15 protein-coding genes are annotated in these 14,562 nt (G+C 44.0%); 9 read left to right on the top strand and 6 right to left on the bottom strand.

The window, feature by feature from the left end:
* Positions 1–53: 53 nt before the first annotated feature.
* On the bottom strand, positions 54–1,220 hold the full coding sequence (locus AB4154_RS02655; RefSeq protein ID WP_017068860.1) for a CNNM domain-containing protein: 1,167 nt from the start codon (positions 1,218–1,220) through the stop codon (positions 54–56).
* A gap of 270 nt (positions 1,221–1,490) precedes the next feature.
* On the opposite strand from AB4154_RS02655, the gene hupA reads away from it, so the two are divergent.
* Positions 1,491–1,763 carry a nucleoid-associated protein HU-alpha gene (hupA, locus tag AB4154_RS02650; protein ID WP_004729753.1) on the top strand — a complete coding sequence of 91 codons (273 nt, stop codon included), beginning with the start codon at positions 1,491–1,493 and terminating at the stop codon, positions 1,761–1,763.
* Positions 1,764–1,810: 47 nt separating this feature from the next.
* Entirely contained in the window at positions 1,811–2,509 is a 699-nt protein-coding gene (locus AB4154_RS02645; protein ID WP_017063655.1) for a DUF1481 domain-containing protein, read from the top strand.
* Positions 2,510–2,691: 182 nt separating this feature from the next.
* On the opposite strand, the gene purD is transcribed toward AB4154_RS02645, so the two are convergent.
* Both purD and purH read right to left on the bottom strand, forming a co-directional pair.
* Positions 2,692–3,981: a phosphoribosylamine--glycine ligase gene (purD, locus tag AB4154_RS02640; protein WP_372122118.1), complete on the bottom strand. Its 1,290-nt coding sequence runs from the start codon at positions 3,979–3,981 to the stop codon at positions 2,692–2,694.
* Positions 3,982–4,114: 133 nt separating this feature from the next.
* The gene (gene purH, locus AB4154_RS02635; protein WP_372122117.1) at positions 4,115–5,722 is read right to left on the bottom strand and encodes a bifunctional phosphoribosylaminoimidazolecarboxamide formyltransferase/IMP cyclohydrolase; all 1,608 of its coding nucleotides are present in this window, start codon (positions 5,720–5,722) and stop codon (positions 4,115–4,117) included.
* A gap of 325 nt (positions 5,723–6,047) precedes the next feature.
* Between purH and zntR the strand changes: the two genes are divergently transcribed.
* From zntR to AB4154_RS02600, 7 genes are all read left to right on the top strand, one after another.
* Positions 6,048–6,488: a Zn(2+)-responsive transcriptional regulator gene (gene zntR / locus AB4154_RS02630; protein WP_017062704.1), complete on the top strand. Its 441-nt coding sequence runs from the start codon at positions 6,048–6,050 to the stop codon at positions 6,486–6,488.
* A 400-nt stretch (positions 6,489–6,888) separates the two neighbouring features.
* Complete coding sequence (locus AB4154_RS02625; RefSeq protein WP_372122115.1) at positions 6,889–8,091, top strand: tyrosine-type recombinase/integrase; 1,203 nt, start codon at positions 6,889–6,891, stop codon at positions 8,089–8,091.
* A 191-nt stretch (positions 8,092–8,282) separates the two neighbouring features.
* Complete coding sequence (locus AB4154_RS02620; protein WP_108187358.1) at positions 8,283–8,465, top strand: AlpA family transcriptional regulator; 183 nt, start codon at positions 8,283–8,285, stop codon at positions 8,463–8,465.
* 263 nt (positions 8,466–8,728) lie between these two features.
* Positions 8,729–10,501, top strand: coding sequence for a DUF5906 domain-containing protein (locus AB4154_RS02615; RefSeq protein ID WP_102459170.1), 1,773 nt, complete (start codon positions 8,729–8,731; stop codon positions 10,499–10,501).
* Between the two features lie 84 nt (positions 10,502–10,585).
* Positions 10,586–10,873 (top strand): hypothetical protein, encoded by a 288-nt coding sequence (locus tag AB4154_RS02610; RefSeq protein ID WP_133154716.1) that lies wholly within the window; start codon positions 10,586–10,588, stop codon positions 10,871–10,873.
* Positions 10,874–11,111: 238 nt separating this feature from the next.
* Positions 11,112–11,432, top strand: a complete 321-nt coding sequence (locus AB4154_RS02605) for a hypothetical protein (protein ID WP_108187361.1) — start codon at positions 11,112–11,114, stop codon at positions 11,430–11,432.
* Positions 11,429–11,689 (top strand): hypothetical protein, encoded by a 261-nt coding sequence (locus tag AB4154_RS02600; RefSeq protein ID WP_019820774.1) that lies wholly within the window; start codon positions 11,429–11,431, stop codon positions 11,687–11,689. Before AB4154_RS02605 ends, AB4154_RS02600 begins: the two co-directional genes overlap by 4 nt.
* A 511-nt stretch (positions 11,690–12,200) precedes the next feature.
* On the opposite strand, the gene fis is transcribed toward AB4154_RS02600, so the two are convergent.
* The 3 genes from fis to prmA form a co-directional block, all read right to left on the bottom strand.
* Entirely contained in the window at positions 12,201–12,497 is a 297-nt protein-coding gene (gene fis / locus AB4154_RS02595) for a DNA-binding transcriptional regulator Fis (protein ID WP_004729744.1), read from the bottom strand.
* A gap of 23 nt (positions 12,498–12,520) precedes the next feature.
* On the bottom strand, positions 12,521–13,489 hold the full coding sequence (gene dusB / locus AB4154_RS02590) for a tRNA dihydrouridine synthase DusB (protein WP_032546269.1): 969 nt from the start codon (positions 13,487–13,489) through the stop codon (positions 12,521–12,523).
* A 140-nt stretch (positions 13,490–13,629) separates the two neighbouring features.
* The gene (gene prmA, locus AB4154_RS02585) at positions 13,630–14,517 is read right to left on the bottom strand and encodes a 50S ribosomal protein L11 methyltransferase (RefSeq protein ID WP_372122112.1); all 888 of its coding nucleotides are present in this window, start codon (positions 14,515–14,517) and stop codon (positions 13,630–13,632) included.
* Positions 14,518–14,562: the final 45 nt, after the last annotated feature.

The raw sequence follows: 14,562 nt of genomic DNA, 5'->3' as shown, positions 1-14,562 counted from the left end.
AAACAAAGGCTCCCTAGGGAGCCTTTGTGGTATCTGACGGTATCAAATTGAGATTAAGCGTCTTTTTTGTCTTCGTTCTGCACTTTGTCTTTTGATGCGTCGTCGTCATTCGTTGATTTTGCATCTGAAGAGTCGTTGTCTGCTGGAGTTTCTTCCTCTAGCTCGTCCTCGTCATCGCGGTTTTCGATAACACCGTGTGTCTCTTTCCACTTCTCCCAGCGTTGGAACGCCAGTTCTTGCATATCAGTCGTCTTATCCGCTTCATCGACAATCTCTTCGCCCACTAGGTGCTCAAAGATGTCTTCTAGGGTGATGATGCCCTGAATAGTGCCGTATTCGTCCACAACTAAAGACAGTTGCAGGCGGTTTGCCATCATCTGGTCAAAGGCTTTAGCCAAGCCCATGTTGTTCAGCAACACGTGGATAGGGCGCATTACTTCACCCAGAGCTTTCTCACCACAACCGGCTTGCTGCAATCTAAACAGCTCTAAGCGGTGAACAAAACCGATGATGTTGTCACTCTGCTCGCTGTAAACCAGCGGGCGTGAGAATGGCGTGTCTTTATGTTGTTCTAGGAAGGTATTGACACTCATTTCCGCATCAACACGGAATACCACTGGGCGCGGCGTCATTATTTGAGTCACGGGTACATCTTGAATACCCAGTAGGTTGCTCAGGATTTTTGATTCGCCTTCTGCAAACTCGCCGCTCTCTTTTGCCAAAATCGCCATTGCAGATAGCTCATCACGCATTTTTGGTGCTTGGTGGCCACGAGCAAGACGTTTGGTGATCTGTTCTGAGAACCAGACAAACGGTGTTAGGAAGAACACCATCCAGCGCAGCACGCTTGCCGAAGCAGGGGCAAGTTGACGCCAGTAGGTTGCACCAATGGTCTTTGGAACAATCTCAGATAATACCAAGATACCTAGCGTTAGCACGGCAGAGAAGACACCTAACCATTGGCTACCAAAAACGACAGCCGCTTGTGCACCTGCTGTCGCAGCACCGATAGTATGGGCGATGGTGTTGAGCGTTAAAATTGACGCAAGCGGGCGGTCAATATCTGTTTTCAGTTTGTCTAAAGACTCTGCTGCAGGGTGCCCATTTTGTTTTAGTTGAGCAATGTAGCTCGGACTAATACTCAAAAGTACAGCTTCCAAAACAGAACAAATGAAAGAAACTCCAATAGCAATGGAGACGTAAATAGATAGCAGCAGCATGTTTGCCCTTAAATTAAATTGTACGCTTTAGCAGCGATTCAGCGTGGATTATAGTGAAAAAGTAGTGGCTAGGTCATCATTAATTTTGCTCTCAGCCCCTTTTAAACAAGGGCTTGCTTAATAAAATCAGTAACAAATTGTGAGTTATTACTCATATTATGGCTAAAACTACGGCATTAGAGCTAAAGATCGACGACAAACCTTTGCCAGATGGGGCATTTATGTTTTAGAGTGAATTGAATTCAAAAATACAAAGAAGGGAAACCTAAAATGAACAAGACTCAATTAATCGACTTTATTGCTGAAAAAGCGGACCTTTCTAAAGCACAAGCTAAAGCTGCTCTAGAAGCGACTCTTGGCGGTGTTACAGATGCTCTTAAAGATGGCGATCAAGTTCAGCTAATTGGTTTTGGTACTTTTAAAGTAAACCACCGTGCAGCTCGCACTGGTCGTAACCCAAAAACTGGTGATGAGATCCAAATCGCTGCTGCAAATGTTCCAGCATTTGTTGCAGGTAAAGCGCTGAAAGATTCAGTGAAATAATCTAAACTGTACCGAGGTAGTCGTATTCCACCTCGGTACAGGTTTTTATGAAAAAAGCATTTCTTCTCGTTTCACTATTATCTACATTTCTTATTGGCTGTTCTTCAACAAGCCCTCGCAAAAACCTAGAGCAATTTGAAACTCACACTGGCGGCCAAGTCATGGGCGACGCGACGAGTTTCTACTGGGTTACAAACAAGCTAACACAACCTCATACTTCAGCTGACTACGTCACTGTCGGCGATTACGGCTGGTACCAAACTGATTATGCTTGGTCAGAAGGCGTGCTTCGAGAATTCATTCGTGAAGGCGAGCAGCGTAACTCTTCTAATGAGCTGGTTCCCTATCGAGTCCATGTGCGTTTCAATAAGTCAGGCGAAGCTGTGTATCAACAGTATCGTATTGATAGCAAAATCTTACCTATCCAAGCCAAGCAGCTTGAAAACTATCAGAAAGAAGCGACGTCGGTTCTAGAGACCACAACGAAGCAGCATGATGAAGGGCTTAGGCTGATTCAGGGTTACTGGAATGGCAGCTCTTTTAAAACGTGCGCTGGTGGTGAGTTTGATCGCATTGAATTTAACCAGACCTTGCCAGGCTTCGTGATTGACCGATTGGCGTCTGTGGAAAGCTATGCGGCGTTTCTTGGCAGTGATTCACTGGGTAAGATGAGCGTGGAAGAGTTACTGATGCTGGCTGAAGACAGCCATGATTGTGTCGTTAGGCCATCATTGTTGAAAGAATAGCGAGTAATCAAAGAATTAAGAGTATTTGGCCTACTGTAGGCTAAGTGCCTATTTGTCTGTACAAATACAGATTCTTGTGTAAATGAGATAATAAAAAGGCGCCTATTGAGGCGCCTTTTTCTGTTATTCACTTGCTGTCATTTGCTTACTGTTATTGGAAAGTAAGCGAGCAACAAGATTGTTTACTGCTCTTGTTCGCGCGCAATCGCACGGTAACCAATATCATTGCGGTGGAACATACCATTCCAGCTAACTTGCTTCGTCAACGCGTAAGCGCGCTCTTGAGCCTCAGAAACCGTATTGCCCAGTGCTGTTGCACAAAGTACACGACCGCCGTTTGTCACAACGTCGCCAGCTTCATTATTTGTCGTACCCGCGTGGAAAACCTTTTGGCCTTCAACTTCGCTTGTTGGTAGTGAAATAACGTCACCTTTTGCGTAGTCAGCAGGGTAACCGCCAGCCGCAAGAACAACACCGATAGAAGCGCGTGGATCCCACTTCGATTCTGCTTCGTCGAGCTTCTCGTCGATAGCCATTAGGCAAAGTTCAACAAGGTCTGACTCCATACGCATCATGATAGGTTGCGTTTCAGGGTCGCCAAAGCGGCAGTTGTATTCGATAACTTTAGGTGTGCCGTCAGCATCGATCATTAGGCCAGCGTAAAGGAAACCTGTGTAAGGTGCGCCTTCTGCGTCCATACCACGTACCGTTGGGTAGATAACTTCCTCAAGGATACGGTTGTGGATTTCTGGAGTTACAACCGGCGCAGGAGAGTAAGCACCCATGCCGCCCGTGTTAGGGCCTGTGTCTTTGTCGCCAACACGTTTGTGATCTTGGCTGGTGGCCATAGGGAGAACGCTAGAGCCATCGACCATTACGATAAAGCTTGCCTCTTCGCCTTCAAGGAACTCTTCGATAACCACACGGCTGCCTGCTTCGCCAAATGCGTTGCCTGCTAGCATGTCTTTGATTGCGTCTTCTGCTTCTTCCAGTGTCATCGCAACGATAACGCCTTTACCAGCCGCAAGGCCGTCAGCTTTAACTACAATTGGCGCGCCTTGCTCACGAACGTAAGCGAGAGCTGGCTCAATTTCAGTGAAGTTAGCGTAAGAACCTGTTGGGATGTCATGACGAGCTAGGAAGTCTTTGGTGAATGCTTTAGAACCTTCAAGTTGCGCTGCTGCTTGAGTTGGACCAAAGATAGGTAGACCTACTTCTCGAAATGCGTCAACCACACCAATGACTAACGGTGCTTCAGGGCCAACGATGGTCAGTTCGATTTCTTTCTCTTGAGCAAACGCGACTAACCCAGCGATGTCTTCAACGCCGATGTTTACGTTCTCAAGTTTAGGCTCAAGTGCGGTGCCTGCGTTACCTGGAGCGATGAATACTTTTTCAACGTTTGGGTTTTGTGCTGCTTTCCAACCTAGTGCATGCTCACGACCGCCAGCACCAATAATCAATACATTCATGTTTTAAACCTTCAATCAAAATTGATAGTAGTAGAACTAAAAAATGTCTGAGCAACACTAAATGATAGTGTTGCTCATCTCGGAGCGCAGCGTTCTCGTTTCCCGTAGCGAAGCGCTCTCGTATCTTTTCTTTCTAGTGGCGGAAGTGACGCATGCCCGTAAAGATCATCGCCATGCCGTGTTCGTCTGCTGCTGCGATAACTTCGTCATCACGCATAGAACCACCCGGTTGGATAACACACTTGATGCCAGCTTCTGCTGCCGCGTCGATACCGTCACGGAATGGGAAGAACGCGTCAGATGCCATTACACAACCTTCAACCTTTAGACCTTCGTCTGCAGCTTTGATGCCTGCGATTTTCGCAGAGTAAACGCGGCTCATTTGGCCAGCGCCAACACCAATTGTCATGTCGCCTTTCGAGTAAACGATAGCGTTAGATTTAACGTATTTCGCTACTTTCCAGCAGAATAGAGCATCTTTCAATTCTTCAGCTGTTGGCTGGCGCTTAGAAACCACTTTCAGGTCATCTTCAGATACCATGCCTTGGTCGCGGTCTTGAACTAGCAAACCACCGTTAACGCGTTTAACGTCAAAGCCAGTTGTCTTCGTTGTCCACTCACCACACTCAAGTAGGCGAAGGTTTTTCTTAGCCGCTACGATTGCTACTGCTTCAGCAGAAACTGATGGTGCAATGATAACTTCAACGAATTGACGCTCAGTGATAGCCGTTGCTGTTGCAGCGTCTAGCTCACGGTTGAAAGCGATGATGCCGCCAAATGCAGACGTTGGGTCTGTTTTGAATGCACGGTCGTAAGCTTCTAGGATGTCTTCACCTAGTGCAACACCACATGGGTTAGCGTGCTTAACGATCACACATGCTGGCTGGTCGAACTCTTTCACACACTCAAGTGCTGCGTCGGTGTCAGCGATGTTGTTGTAAGAAAGGGCTTTACCTTGAATCTGGCGAGCTGTAGAAACTGATGCTTCTTCAGGGTTTGCTTCAACGTAGAATGCGGCTGCCTGGTGGCTGTTCTCACCGTAGCGCATGTCTTGCTTTTTCTCGAACTGTTGGTTGAACGTGCGAGGGAATTTGCTCTTGTTTTCAGGAGAAGGTTCGTCACCTTCTTTGTTCTCACCGTAAGATGGAACCATAGTGCCGAAGTAGTTTGCGATCATGCCGTCGTAAGAAGCGGTGTGCTCGAATGCTGCGATAGCGAGGTCGAAGCGAGTCTCTAGTGTTAGAGATTTATCGTTCGTGTCCATTTCAGCGACAACGCGCTCGTAGTCGTGTGCGTTAACAACGATCGTTACGTCTTTGTGGTTTTTCGCTGCAGAGCGAACCATTGTAGGGCCGCCGATGTCGATGTTCTCAACAGCATCAGCAAGGGTACAACCTTCTTTAGCAACGGTTTCTGCGAATGGGTATAGGTTTACAACAACCATATCGATAGGGTTGATACCGTGAGTTTCCATAACGTCATCATCTTGGCCACGACGGCCTAGAACACCACCATGAACTTTTGGGTGCAGAGTCTTAACACGGCCATCCATCATTTCTGGGAAACCAGTGTAGTCAGATACTTCTGTAACAGAGATGCCTTTTTCAGCAAGCAGGCGAGCAGTGCCACCGGTAGATAGGATATCTACACCACGGTTAGCAAGAGCTTGTGCAAATTCAACGATACCAGTTTTGTCTGATACGCTGATTAGAGCGCGGCGAATTGGACGAGCGTTATTCATGCTTCCATCTTCCTCAAATTCATGGGGTTAAAATAAAGATATTTGCCAAAAAAGAACTTGTTTCTATCTTCTTAGCGTGGATTATCTTAGATACCAGTAAGAGATAAAATATTGGCCAGTTTTGGTAAAGACCTTTTGGGTTAGTCTTATGATTAAGCTATAAGATAACCAACTCCAAATTTGATGGCGCAGATTCTAACTAATTTATTACAAAAAAGCTCGCGCAATCGTTTGGCATCTCAAAATTAATTATGAAAAGTGCCATTTCAGCCTGAAAAGTAACGATAAGGTTAATTGTGGAATGGACGAAACAGTAGGAAAAAACATGTTTCAGATCGGTGAATTAGCGAAGCGATGCGGTGTGACAGCCGATACCTTGCGATTTTATGAGAAGAATAACCTGATCGCGCCAGCCAGTCGCAGTGACTCGGGTTATCGCCTATATGATGAAAATAACCAGAAACAGGTGACGTTTATTCTCAAATCTAAAGCGTTGGGGCTGAGTTTGGACGAGATTAAAGAATTGCTTGAGATTCGCCTCGAGGCCACACAGCACAGTTGCGCTGAAGTGAAGTCGATTACCTCAGCAAAATTAGAGATGATTGATGAGAAGATTACCGAGTTAACTAAGATTCGCACCGCACTTAAAAAGATTAATGATGCGTGTTGTGGTCACGTAGACGATGATGCAAGCCATTGTTCGATTCTAGCAGCCTTGGACTCAGCAAACGTCGACAAAGGTCGCTGCTGTCGCACTGGAGAGTAATCAGCGACTATCACGGATCGACAAGCCAAAAAAAAGCCAAACTCAACAATGAGCTTGGCTTTCAATTCAATAAATTACGAAAGAACGATTAGTTCATGCCGTATTATCAAATAAGCCATTACCCTCAAACTCATTATATCTCACTTTAGTTCTCCTAATGCCCCTTGTAGCAACGGTTTGCTATCCTATTGTGTCTCACCTTCTCCCGTAATATCCTCAGATGTATCAGCAATTGTGTGGTATTTGTTGTGGTAGCTAATCCCTATCGCTAGCAAGTTTCAAAACAATTCTAATATTTAATATGACTCTTATGACTCTTATGACTAGGCCTTTAAATATAAGGGCTTAGAGGCGTCATAAGACTTGTTTTTCTTGTGACGGATAATGAAAGGCTTATGACATGGCAATCAGTGACAGCAAGCTAAAAGCACTCAGTGGAAAGAAACACGACAACGCTAACCCTATAAAGATTGCAGATCGAGACGGGCTTTACGCGTTCCACTACAAAACAGGGAAAGTTTCGTTTGTACTTCGCTATAGATACAACAAAAAGCAATACGAATTAAAACTAGGCTCCTATCCCGCAACATCGCTGCTAGAAGCGAGAACGGCAGCTACCGAGCATCAAAAGCATTTAGATAAAGGTTTAGATCCAAAGGTGCAGGCACAACTCCAACGAGAGAAGACATTGGAAGCGGTAACGGTCAGGGATGCTCTCGAGCACTGGATAGATAATGATGCAGTTAAAAAACGTGCAAACTTTGAAAAGCACCGAGCTCAATTCAAAAAGCACATATATCCGTTCATTGGTCGTTTGCCTTTAGAGCTGTGTGAAACGCGGCACTGGGTTCAAGTCTTTGACGATATTACTAACGGAGCGCACTCTCGCCCCGCCCCAAAAGCAAGCGGGTATATTCTTCAAAATGCGAAACAAGCCCTTAGATTTTGCCGAAACCGCCAGTTTGCTTATTCGACAGCACTGGAAGATTTGAACATTGCTGATATTGGCGAACACCAAAATAAAAAAGATCGCGTTTTGTCGTGGCCTGAGCTTATGGAGGCCTGGGAATGGTGTGATAACGGAAAAAACCATTGGTACTACAGAAATCTAGTTCGTTTATTGGTTGTTTTTGGCTGCAGAACTCAAGAGTTGCGTTTATCAAAAATCAAAGAATGGGATTTGGATTCGATGCTTTGGACTGTTCCGAAATCTAACAGTAAAACGGGTTCTGAAATTAAACGTCCAATCCCGATAGAGCTAGAAAGTGTTATTCGAACGCTAGTTGAAAACTCAAAAAATGAATTTCTTTTGGGTGAAGAAAAACGACCAGAGGCTGTATCTGCTTATGGTGCAGGAATTAGCAAAAAACTAGGTCATGAAAAGTGGAATTTACATGATTTACGCAGAAGTTTTGCTACCCACCTAAATGATATGGAGATAGAGCCTTATGTGGTTGAGCAGATGCTAGGACACGCCTTAGGTGGGGTGATGGCTATTTACAACAGATCGCAGCATATAGAGAAAAAAAGAGCAGCTTTAGACCTTTGGTTATCAAAACTAACTGACACAAAGCAACAATCAAACGTGGTGGGGTTTAAATAGTGGCGGTTTTCATAAAAAAAACAAAAAAATAAACGTCAACATTTTCAGTTACTTAAATTTTCAATGAAAAGTAAAACTTTACTTATGTGTGTTTTTTCAATTGGTTACGATTTGGAGGCGATTGAACGAGCCCTCAAAGTGCGCATAATTAGACACACGCAGACTGATTGGAATTTACTGAGATAATAACTATGAATACAGAAAAATTACTCACATACGCAGACCTTTGTCCGATGCTAAATCGAAGTTACAAAAGCATTTGGAGATGGGTACAGAATGGCACGTTCCCGCAACCGGTAAAGCACCTTGGCCGTACAATTGGTTGGAAGCAATTGGATATTGAAAACTGGATTAAAGAAAGTAGTGAATCTTAGGTTAGATAATCACTTATGAATTAATCTTTATTTTTAAGTTGTTGATTATTAATTGAAATTATTGATTTTTGGGATTTAAAAACGAAGTGGCTACCATGTTAAATACCAAAAACTTTGAATTTATCGAATGAACGAAGTCAATCAAGCGCCAGAAAGAAAAAACGCCCAACAAATAAATGCTGAGCGTCCTTAAAAAATCATTGGCTAACGGTAGATTCCAGCAAGATTCGAACCATTAGCCAACGCTAAGAGTATAGAAAATTATGGCTAAAAACGCACGGACTTCCGTAAGTGGTGATCAGCGAAAGTTTGAAAAGGCTATTCATGATGGCATTTGCTCGGATATGAATATTGCATTTGGTGACGCTAAAGAAATTGATGTGAGCTTAATACAGGATGAACACTACAAACGGGTAATTTCAACCTATGTAGACTTATTTGAGCGCCCACACGTTCGCCCAACAGGGCAGGATGTAGCAAAGGAAATTCAAATTAGGCTTACTCGAAGCGGTATGGCTATGGAGGATGCGGAACGCATAGCTGACAGGGTTGAAGACTTTCACGGTATAGAGCCGGATACACTTTTAATCAGGCGAGCACTAAAAGGGCTGAGAACGGACACCACCGCACCTACGTACTTACACGAAATTAGCGAAAGCGCTCATCCGGTAGCTTATGACGCACTGCTTATCCTCTGTAGGGAATCTACAGGGGCAACGGTTTTAAATGAAATTACTCCTGAAATTATTTCCATTTTCAATTCTACGCATTCTGTTGTTTTGCATGGAAGTAAAACGCTTATTTGCGAGAGAGCTACCGATCATAAAGGTGGTGTGAGTTACGCATTCTCCAAGCCGGAAGACAAAAGGCAGTTTTACGGAAATCTCAACTTTTCATACCAACAGGGCGAACAAACTAAAAAGGCAAATTGTTATGGCGTCTGGATGAAAGACTTCTCACGCAGCACCTTTCACGGTGTGGTATTTGACCCGTCCGGACGCGCTAGCAATCGTTTTTTAAATATGTGGCAAGGTTTTGCGGTTAAACCCGCCGATGGTGACGATCTCCTAGACCGGATTATGTGGCATTTAAAGCATATTATTTGTTGTGGTAATGATGAGCATTTTAGATTTTTACTGGCGTGGATGGCTCACCTGATCCAAAAACCTGAGGAAAAAAGTGGCATTTGTGTCGCTCTAAAATCAGACGCAAGGGGAACGGGTAAAAGCACCGTGTCTAGGCTGTTAAGTCGATTGTTGGGGCAGCACGCAATCACTGTGCAGGATTCTAAGCATTTACTGGGGGCGTTTAATAGCCATTTAGCTAACAAGCTGTTAGTGACGATTGAGGAGGCATTTTGGAGTGGATCACCTAAGGATGCCGGCAAGATAAGAACATTAATCACTGAGAGCACGATATCTATTGAGGCAAAAGGAAAGGACGCTATTGAGGTTGACAGCTTTCATCGCTTTTTAATGATTACTAACAATGATTGGGTAGTACCTCAAACTGCTAATGAAAGACGCTTTTTTGTGTTGGAGGTTTCGGACGAAAAGGCCAATAACCGCGATTATTTTAAGCCGCTTAATGCTGACATTGAAGATGAGCAAACCATAGGGCAGTTTTTGAACTTCCTACAAGATTACGATTTATCGAGCTTCGATTTAAGAAAAGCACCAAGGACTGAGGCGACACAACAACAAGTTATGGAGTCGCTAGAACCACATGAGGAATGGCTGTCTGGAATCATAGAAAATGGCGAAATAATTGACGGGAACCAGTCATACGATCTTGAGGGTGGGGCAATCGTTCCCAAAGGCAGTTTTTTTGAATCTTATACAGGGTATTGCCAGAAATTGAGTGTTTCAGGCCATCGAATAATAAACGAGAAAAAGCTAGGGCGGTACTTGATTGGGACAGTGAGTTTGACCGATGGAGGAAGACCCACAATCAACGGTAAGCGCACCACTTGTTACAAAGTGCCATTGCTAGAAGAAATGAAAAGCGCATTTGATAAAGCTTATGAGTACCAATAATTGAGAGCGGGTAAATTGATTATGAGTGATAAGGGAAGTTTAAAGTCGTTACTGGTTGAGCGAAACGCACGAAAGACAGTGAAGATGGCAAAGCAAAGCAGGCTATTTAGTGGTTGCGAGTATTGCGACACAAAAGCGGTTATTAAGGATTATGTTGCGGGCGATTCTCAGAACGATGAAATGATGGAAAAACTAATAACTGTGTTTGAGACCGGCATTAACTCAGCACCCTATGAACGCGCCACAATTTACGCAACTGCGGATATTGCTCAGGCATTAAAGGATATGGGTAAATCATATGATGTAAGCCTGATTATGATTGATGTTGGATTTGACCCGTTTTGCGATCATGGATGGCGAAAAATCGTTTAAAAATAGCGAAATGGGAATATCAACCCTACGAAGTTGGGAATGTAAAAAGGCTGATTTTTAGAGTCTTAATTCCCATTCTAATAACAATAATATTGATTTTCAGATAACGAAATTAGCAAAAACAGCAAATATCACTACACAAACACAGAATATTGATTTTCACATGAATTATTGCCCACTAACTAACTACAAGGCATTGGTTAGATCTACTGGCAAAAAAAAACACAGGATTACCATTTTGAAGCTATTAACCATTGAACAAGCGCGAGCAAAAGCAATCTCAGAACTGGCAGCTAAACTGGGCTTTGCTGTTGCTCACAATGTGGATTTAGACGCGCCTTCTCATATGCAGGAAAAGGACTCAAGTCGCGCAAAGGCTGCATTAATTGCAGGAATAGAAAAACTGATTGAGATTAACGCTCGCGACTTGCTGACTGATCACGTTCACAGTAACTACCAAGCTCGAATTGCAGAATTAGAGGGTTCGCTAAGGGAGGCAAACAAGAATCACGAAATGGAATTACAGAAGCTAATCGAGGAAGTGGAGGGTTTGAAATGAGCAAAAAGGACAAATTACTAGAGCTGCTTAATATGTCAAAGGCCGCTGACGATGCAATTATTCAGATTATGGTCGCAAGGCATCCCAATTTCTCTTCTAAGGAACTTAAAGGTAAAAAGCTACGCCAGTGTATCGATGAGTACCTAAAAGCCGTATACGAGCGCGCAGGGCAGGAAGAGTTCAACTTAATCATGAATTATCGTGACCCATCGATTAACACGGGCGGGTTAACTGGAGTTTTACGTAGACTAAAGTAACCGACCCAAGCACAGAAACCCCAAACAAGGAAAACACATCATGAGTAATTCATATCCGCCAAAATCGAGCACTGGAAAAGATATGACCAATCCGGCCTATAAGAAAATGAACGACCACTTAGCCAACTTTTTCCCTAAATCGGTGAAGTCCGTACCACCCGAAGAAAAGAGCTAAAATACAAATTATTGAATTGAGAGAGGCGCTAGGAACGGCGCTTTTTTTGTGCCTGTCATGTTTTGGTCACGTTTCTAATATGACGGGCGTCATAAGAGCGTGTTTTTGAAACCCTTGCTACATAAGGGCTGGTCACATTAGTCACCTTTTCCACCTTATTTTTTGAAAAAAACGCGGGGGATTTTTTTGATGAGTTTGGGAGGTCGCATGATAAAAATTAATGCGCAGTTTTTAGTGTAAAAAAACGGAATTGGTAGTTTGTGTGGTAGCTATAAAATAAAAAAGCCACTCAGTAAAATGAATGGCCTTTAAAAACAATAACTTATGAATTTTTTATTAATTCATGCCGTATTTTTTAAGTTTCTTGCGAAGAGTACCGCGGTTAATACCCATCATGGTTGCTGCGCGAGTTTGGTTACCGCGAGTGTACTGCATGATAGTGTCTAGTAGTGGCTGTTCAACTTCAGCTAATACTAATTCGTATAACTCGCTGACTTCTTGACCGTTTAATTGAGCAAGGTAATTTTTCAATGATGCTTTAACTGAGTCACGTAGTGGCTTCTGCGTGATTTGGTCTTGTGATGTAACTGTAGTTACTGTCAATGCTTCTGAAGTCAGATTTTGTTCGAACATATTCGGTCTAGCTCTTCTCGTAATTATGGTGCAACGTTATCAAAAAAACCTTCTAGCGCTTCAAGCTGCAGATCACCTGCTTCGAATGCGTTGAAGGTACGGCGAAACTCACTCGCTTGTTCATGTTCTTTTAGATACCAACCCACATGCTTACGAGCGATGCGAGGGCCTAAAAACTCTCCATAAAATTCATGTAGAGCGTGCACATGACCAAGCATGATGTCTTTCACTTCCGAAATCGGGAGTGGGTCCATCGTGGTGCCGTTTTCCAAATAGTGTAGGATTTCGTTAAAAATCCAAGGACGTCCTTGGGCAGGTCGACCTATCATTAAAGCATCAGCGCCGGTGTACTCCAGCACAAACTTCGCTTTTTCCGGACTATCGATATCACCGTTAGCGATAACCGGAATAGATACTGCTTGTTTCGCTGCTTTAATGTGTTTGTATTCTGCCTCACCTTTGTACATACAAGCGCGAGTTCTTCCATGGAGCGCAAGAGCTTGTATGCCGCAGTCTTCGGCTATTTTCGCGATTTGGACACAGTTTCTATTGTCTGTATCCCAGCCTGTGCGCGTTTTCAACGTTACTGGAACGTCGACAGCATTTACCACCGCTTTCAGAATGTCTTCAATGAGTTCTGGATGCTGCAGTAAGGCTGAGCCCGCAAGCTTCTTATTCACTTTTTTGGCTGGACAACCCATGTTGATATCGATGATTTGCGCACCGTTATCGACATTAAATTGAGCAGCCTCGGCCATAAGCTGTGGATCTGCACCAGCGATTTGTACTGAACGAATGCCCGATTCGCCTTCATGTACCATACGCTGCTGAGACTTTGACGTTTTCCAAACTTTCGGATTGGAGGACATCATTTCACTGACTGCCATCCCCGCACCGTAGCGAAGACACAACTCACGGAATGGTCTATCCGTTACGCCAGCCATAGGAGCGACGATTAGATTGTTCTTAAGTTGATAATTTCCGATTTTCAAAAATGTCATCACAGTTCTGTACCAGCAAGGGCGCGCATTTTACGCATTTTTTCGCTGCGTGAAAAGACTAATATTTGAGCATTTACAATTTGTTTTTGTAATTTGTTTAAATTTCAGTCAATTAGCGCCCAAAGTCTTGTCTAGCCTTGCTTGCGACCTGAGATTCGACACCATTCTTGGTGTTCGATGATCGGTTCAATGTGAAGCTCATCACGATAATAAGTGGCAACATCTTCTGCTTGTGTATCTAAAACACCCGACATCGCAAGTACACCATTTGGCTTAACTAGGCCCTTGATGATGCCAGAAAGGTCGCGTAATGGACCCGCAAGAATGTTGGCAACAACAACGTCTGCTAGCAAACCTTCCGGTTGATCTTGTGGCAAGAACACCTCTAGTTGCTCAGCAACGCCATTGCGTTGTGCGTTGTCTTTTGATGCAAGCAGAGCTTGAGGATCAATGTCGATCCCGATAACTTTTGCTGCGCCTAGTTTGATCGCAGCGATCGCTAGGATGCCTGAGCCACAACCGAAGTCGATCACGGTTTTGCCTGCAAGGTCTAAGCCTTCAAGCCACTCAAGACACAATGCCGTTGTCGGGTGAGTACCTGTACCAAATGCAAGGCCAGGGTCTAGCATTACGTTAACAGCGTCAGGTTCAGGGATATCGCGCCAGCTAGGGCAGATCCATAAACGCTCACCAAACTTCATTGGGTGGAAGTTGTCCATCCATTCACGCTCCCAATCCTTGTCTTCAATTTGCTCTACTTTATGAGCAAAGTCTGCAGGGAACATGTTGCTTGCTTTAATCTGCGCTAGAACGACACCAGTATCAGTCTCAGCGTCGTAAAGCGCGAGAATGTCAGTATCACCCCAAAGGCGAGTTTCGCCTGGCAGAGGCTCAAATACAGGGGTATCTTGTGCATCCAGGAAAGTTACAGAAAGAGCACCAGTCTCTTCCATTAACATGTCGCCGATTTGTTCGGCATTTTCATTGGTAGCATTAAGCTTGATTTGAATCCAAGGCATGGCTGCATCTTCTATATGAGAAAAATTGGATGGCGAGTCTAGCAG

Source organism: Vibrio sp. 10N.286.51.B11 (assembly GCF_041469245.1).
GTDB lineage: Bacteria > Pseudomonadota > Gammaproteobacteria > Enterobacterales > Vibrionaceae > Vibrio > Vibrio crassostreae_C.
Note: the sequence above shows the minus strand (reverse complement) of the source record. Positions and strands in the feature narration are given on the sequence as shown.

Coding starts and splice junctions, on each gene's coding strand:
- AB4154_RS02655 (WP_017068860.1), bottom strand. CDS start 1,220: ATGCTGCTGCTATCTATTTACGTCTCCATTGCTATTGGAGTTTCTTTC.
- hupA (WP_004729753.1), top strand. CDS start 1,491: ATGAACAAGACTCAATTAATCGACTTTATTGCTGAAAAAGCGGACCTT.
- AB4154_RS02645 (WP_017063655.1), top strand. CDS start 1,811: ATGAAAAAAGCATTTCTTCTCGTTTCACTATTATCTACATTTCTTATT.
- purD (WP_372122118.1), bottom strand. CDS start 3,981: ATGAATGTATTGATTATTGGTGCTGGCGGTCGTGAGCATGCACTAGGT.
- purH (WP_372122117.1), bottom strand. CDS start 5,722: ATGAATAACGCTCGTCCAATTCGCCGCGCTCTAATCAGCGTATCAGAC.
- zntR (WP_017062704.1), top strand. CDS start 6,048: ATGTTTCAGATCGGTGAATTAGCGAAGCGATGCGGTGTGACAGCCGAT.
- AB4154_RS02625 (WP_372122115.1), top strand. CDS start 6,889: ATGGCAATCAGTGACAGCAAGCTAAAAGCACTCAGTGGAAAGAAACAC.
- AB4154_RS02620 (WP_108187358.1), top strand. CDS start 8,283: ATGAATACAGAAAAATTACTCACATACGCAGACCTTTGTCCGATGCTA.
- AB4154_RS02615 (WP_102459170.1), top strand. CDS start 8,729: ATGGCTAAAAACGCACGGACTTCCGTAAGTGGTGATCAGCGAAAGTTT.
- AB4154_RS02610 (WP_133154716.1), top strand. CDS start 10,586: ATGGCAAAGCAAAGCAGGCTATTTAGTGGTTGCGAGTATTGCGACACA.
- AB4154_RS02600 (WP_019820774.1), top strand. CDS start 11,429: ATGAGCAAAAAGGACAAATTACTAGAGCTGCTTAATATGTCAAAGGCC.
- fis (WP_004729744.1), bottom strand. CDS start 12,497: ATGTTCGAACAAAATCTGACTTCAGAAGCATTGACAGTAACTACAGTT.
- prmA (WP_372122112.1), bottom strand. CDS start 14,517: ATGCCTTGGATTCAAATCAAGCTTAATGCTACCAATGAAAATGCCGAA.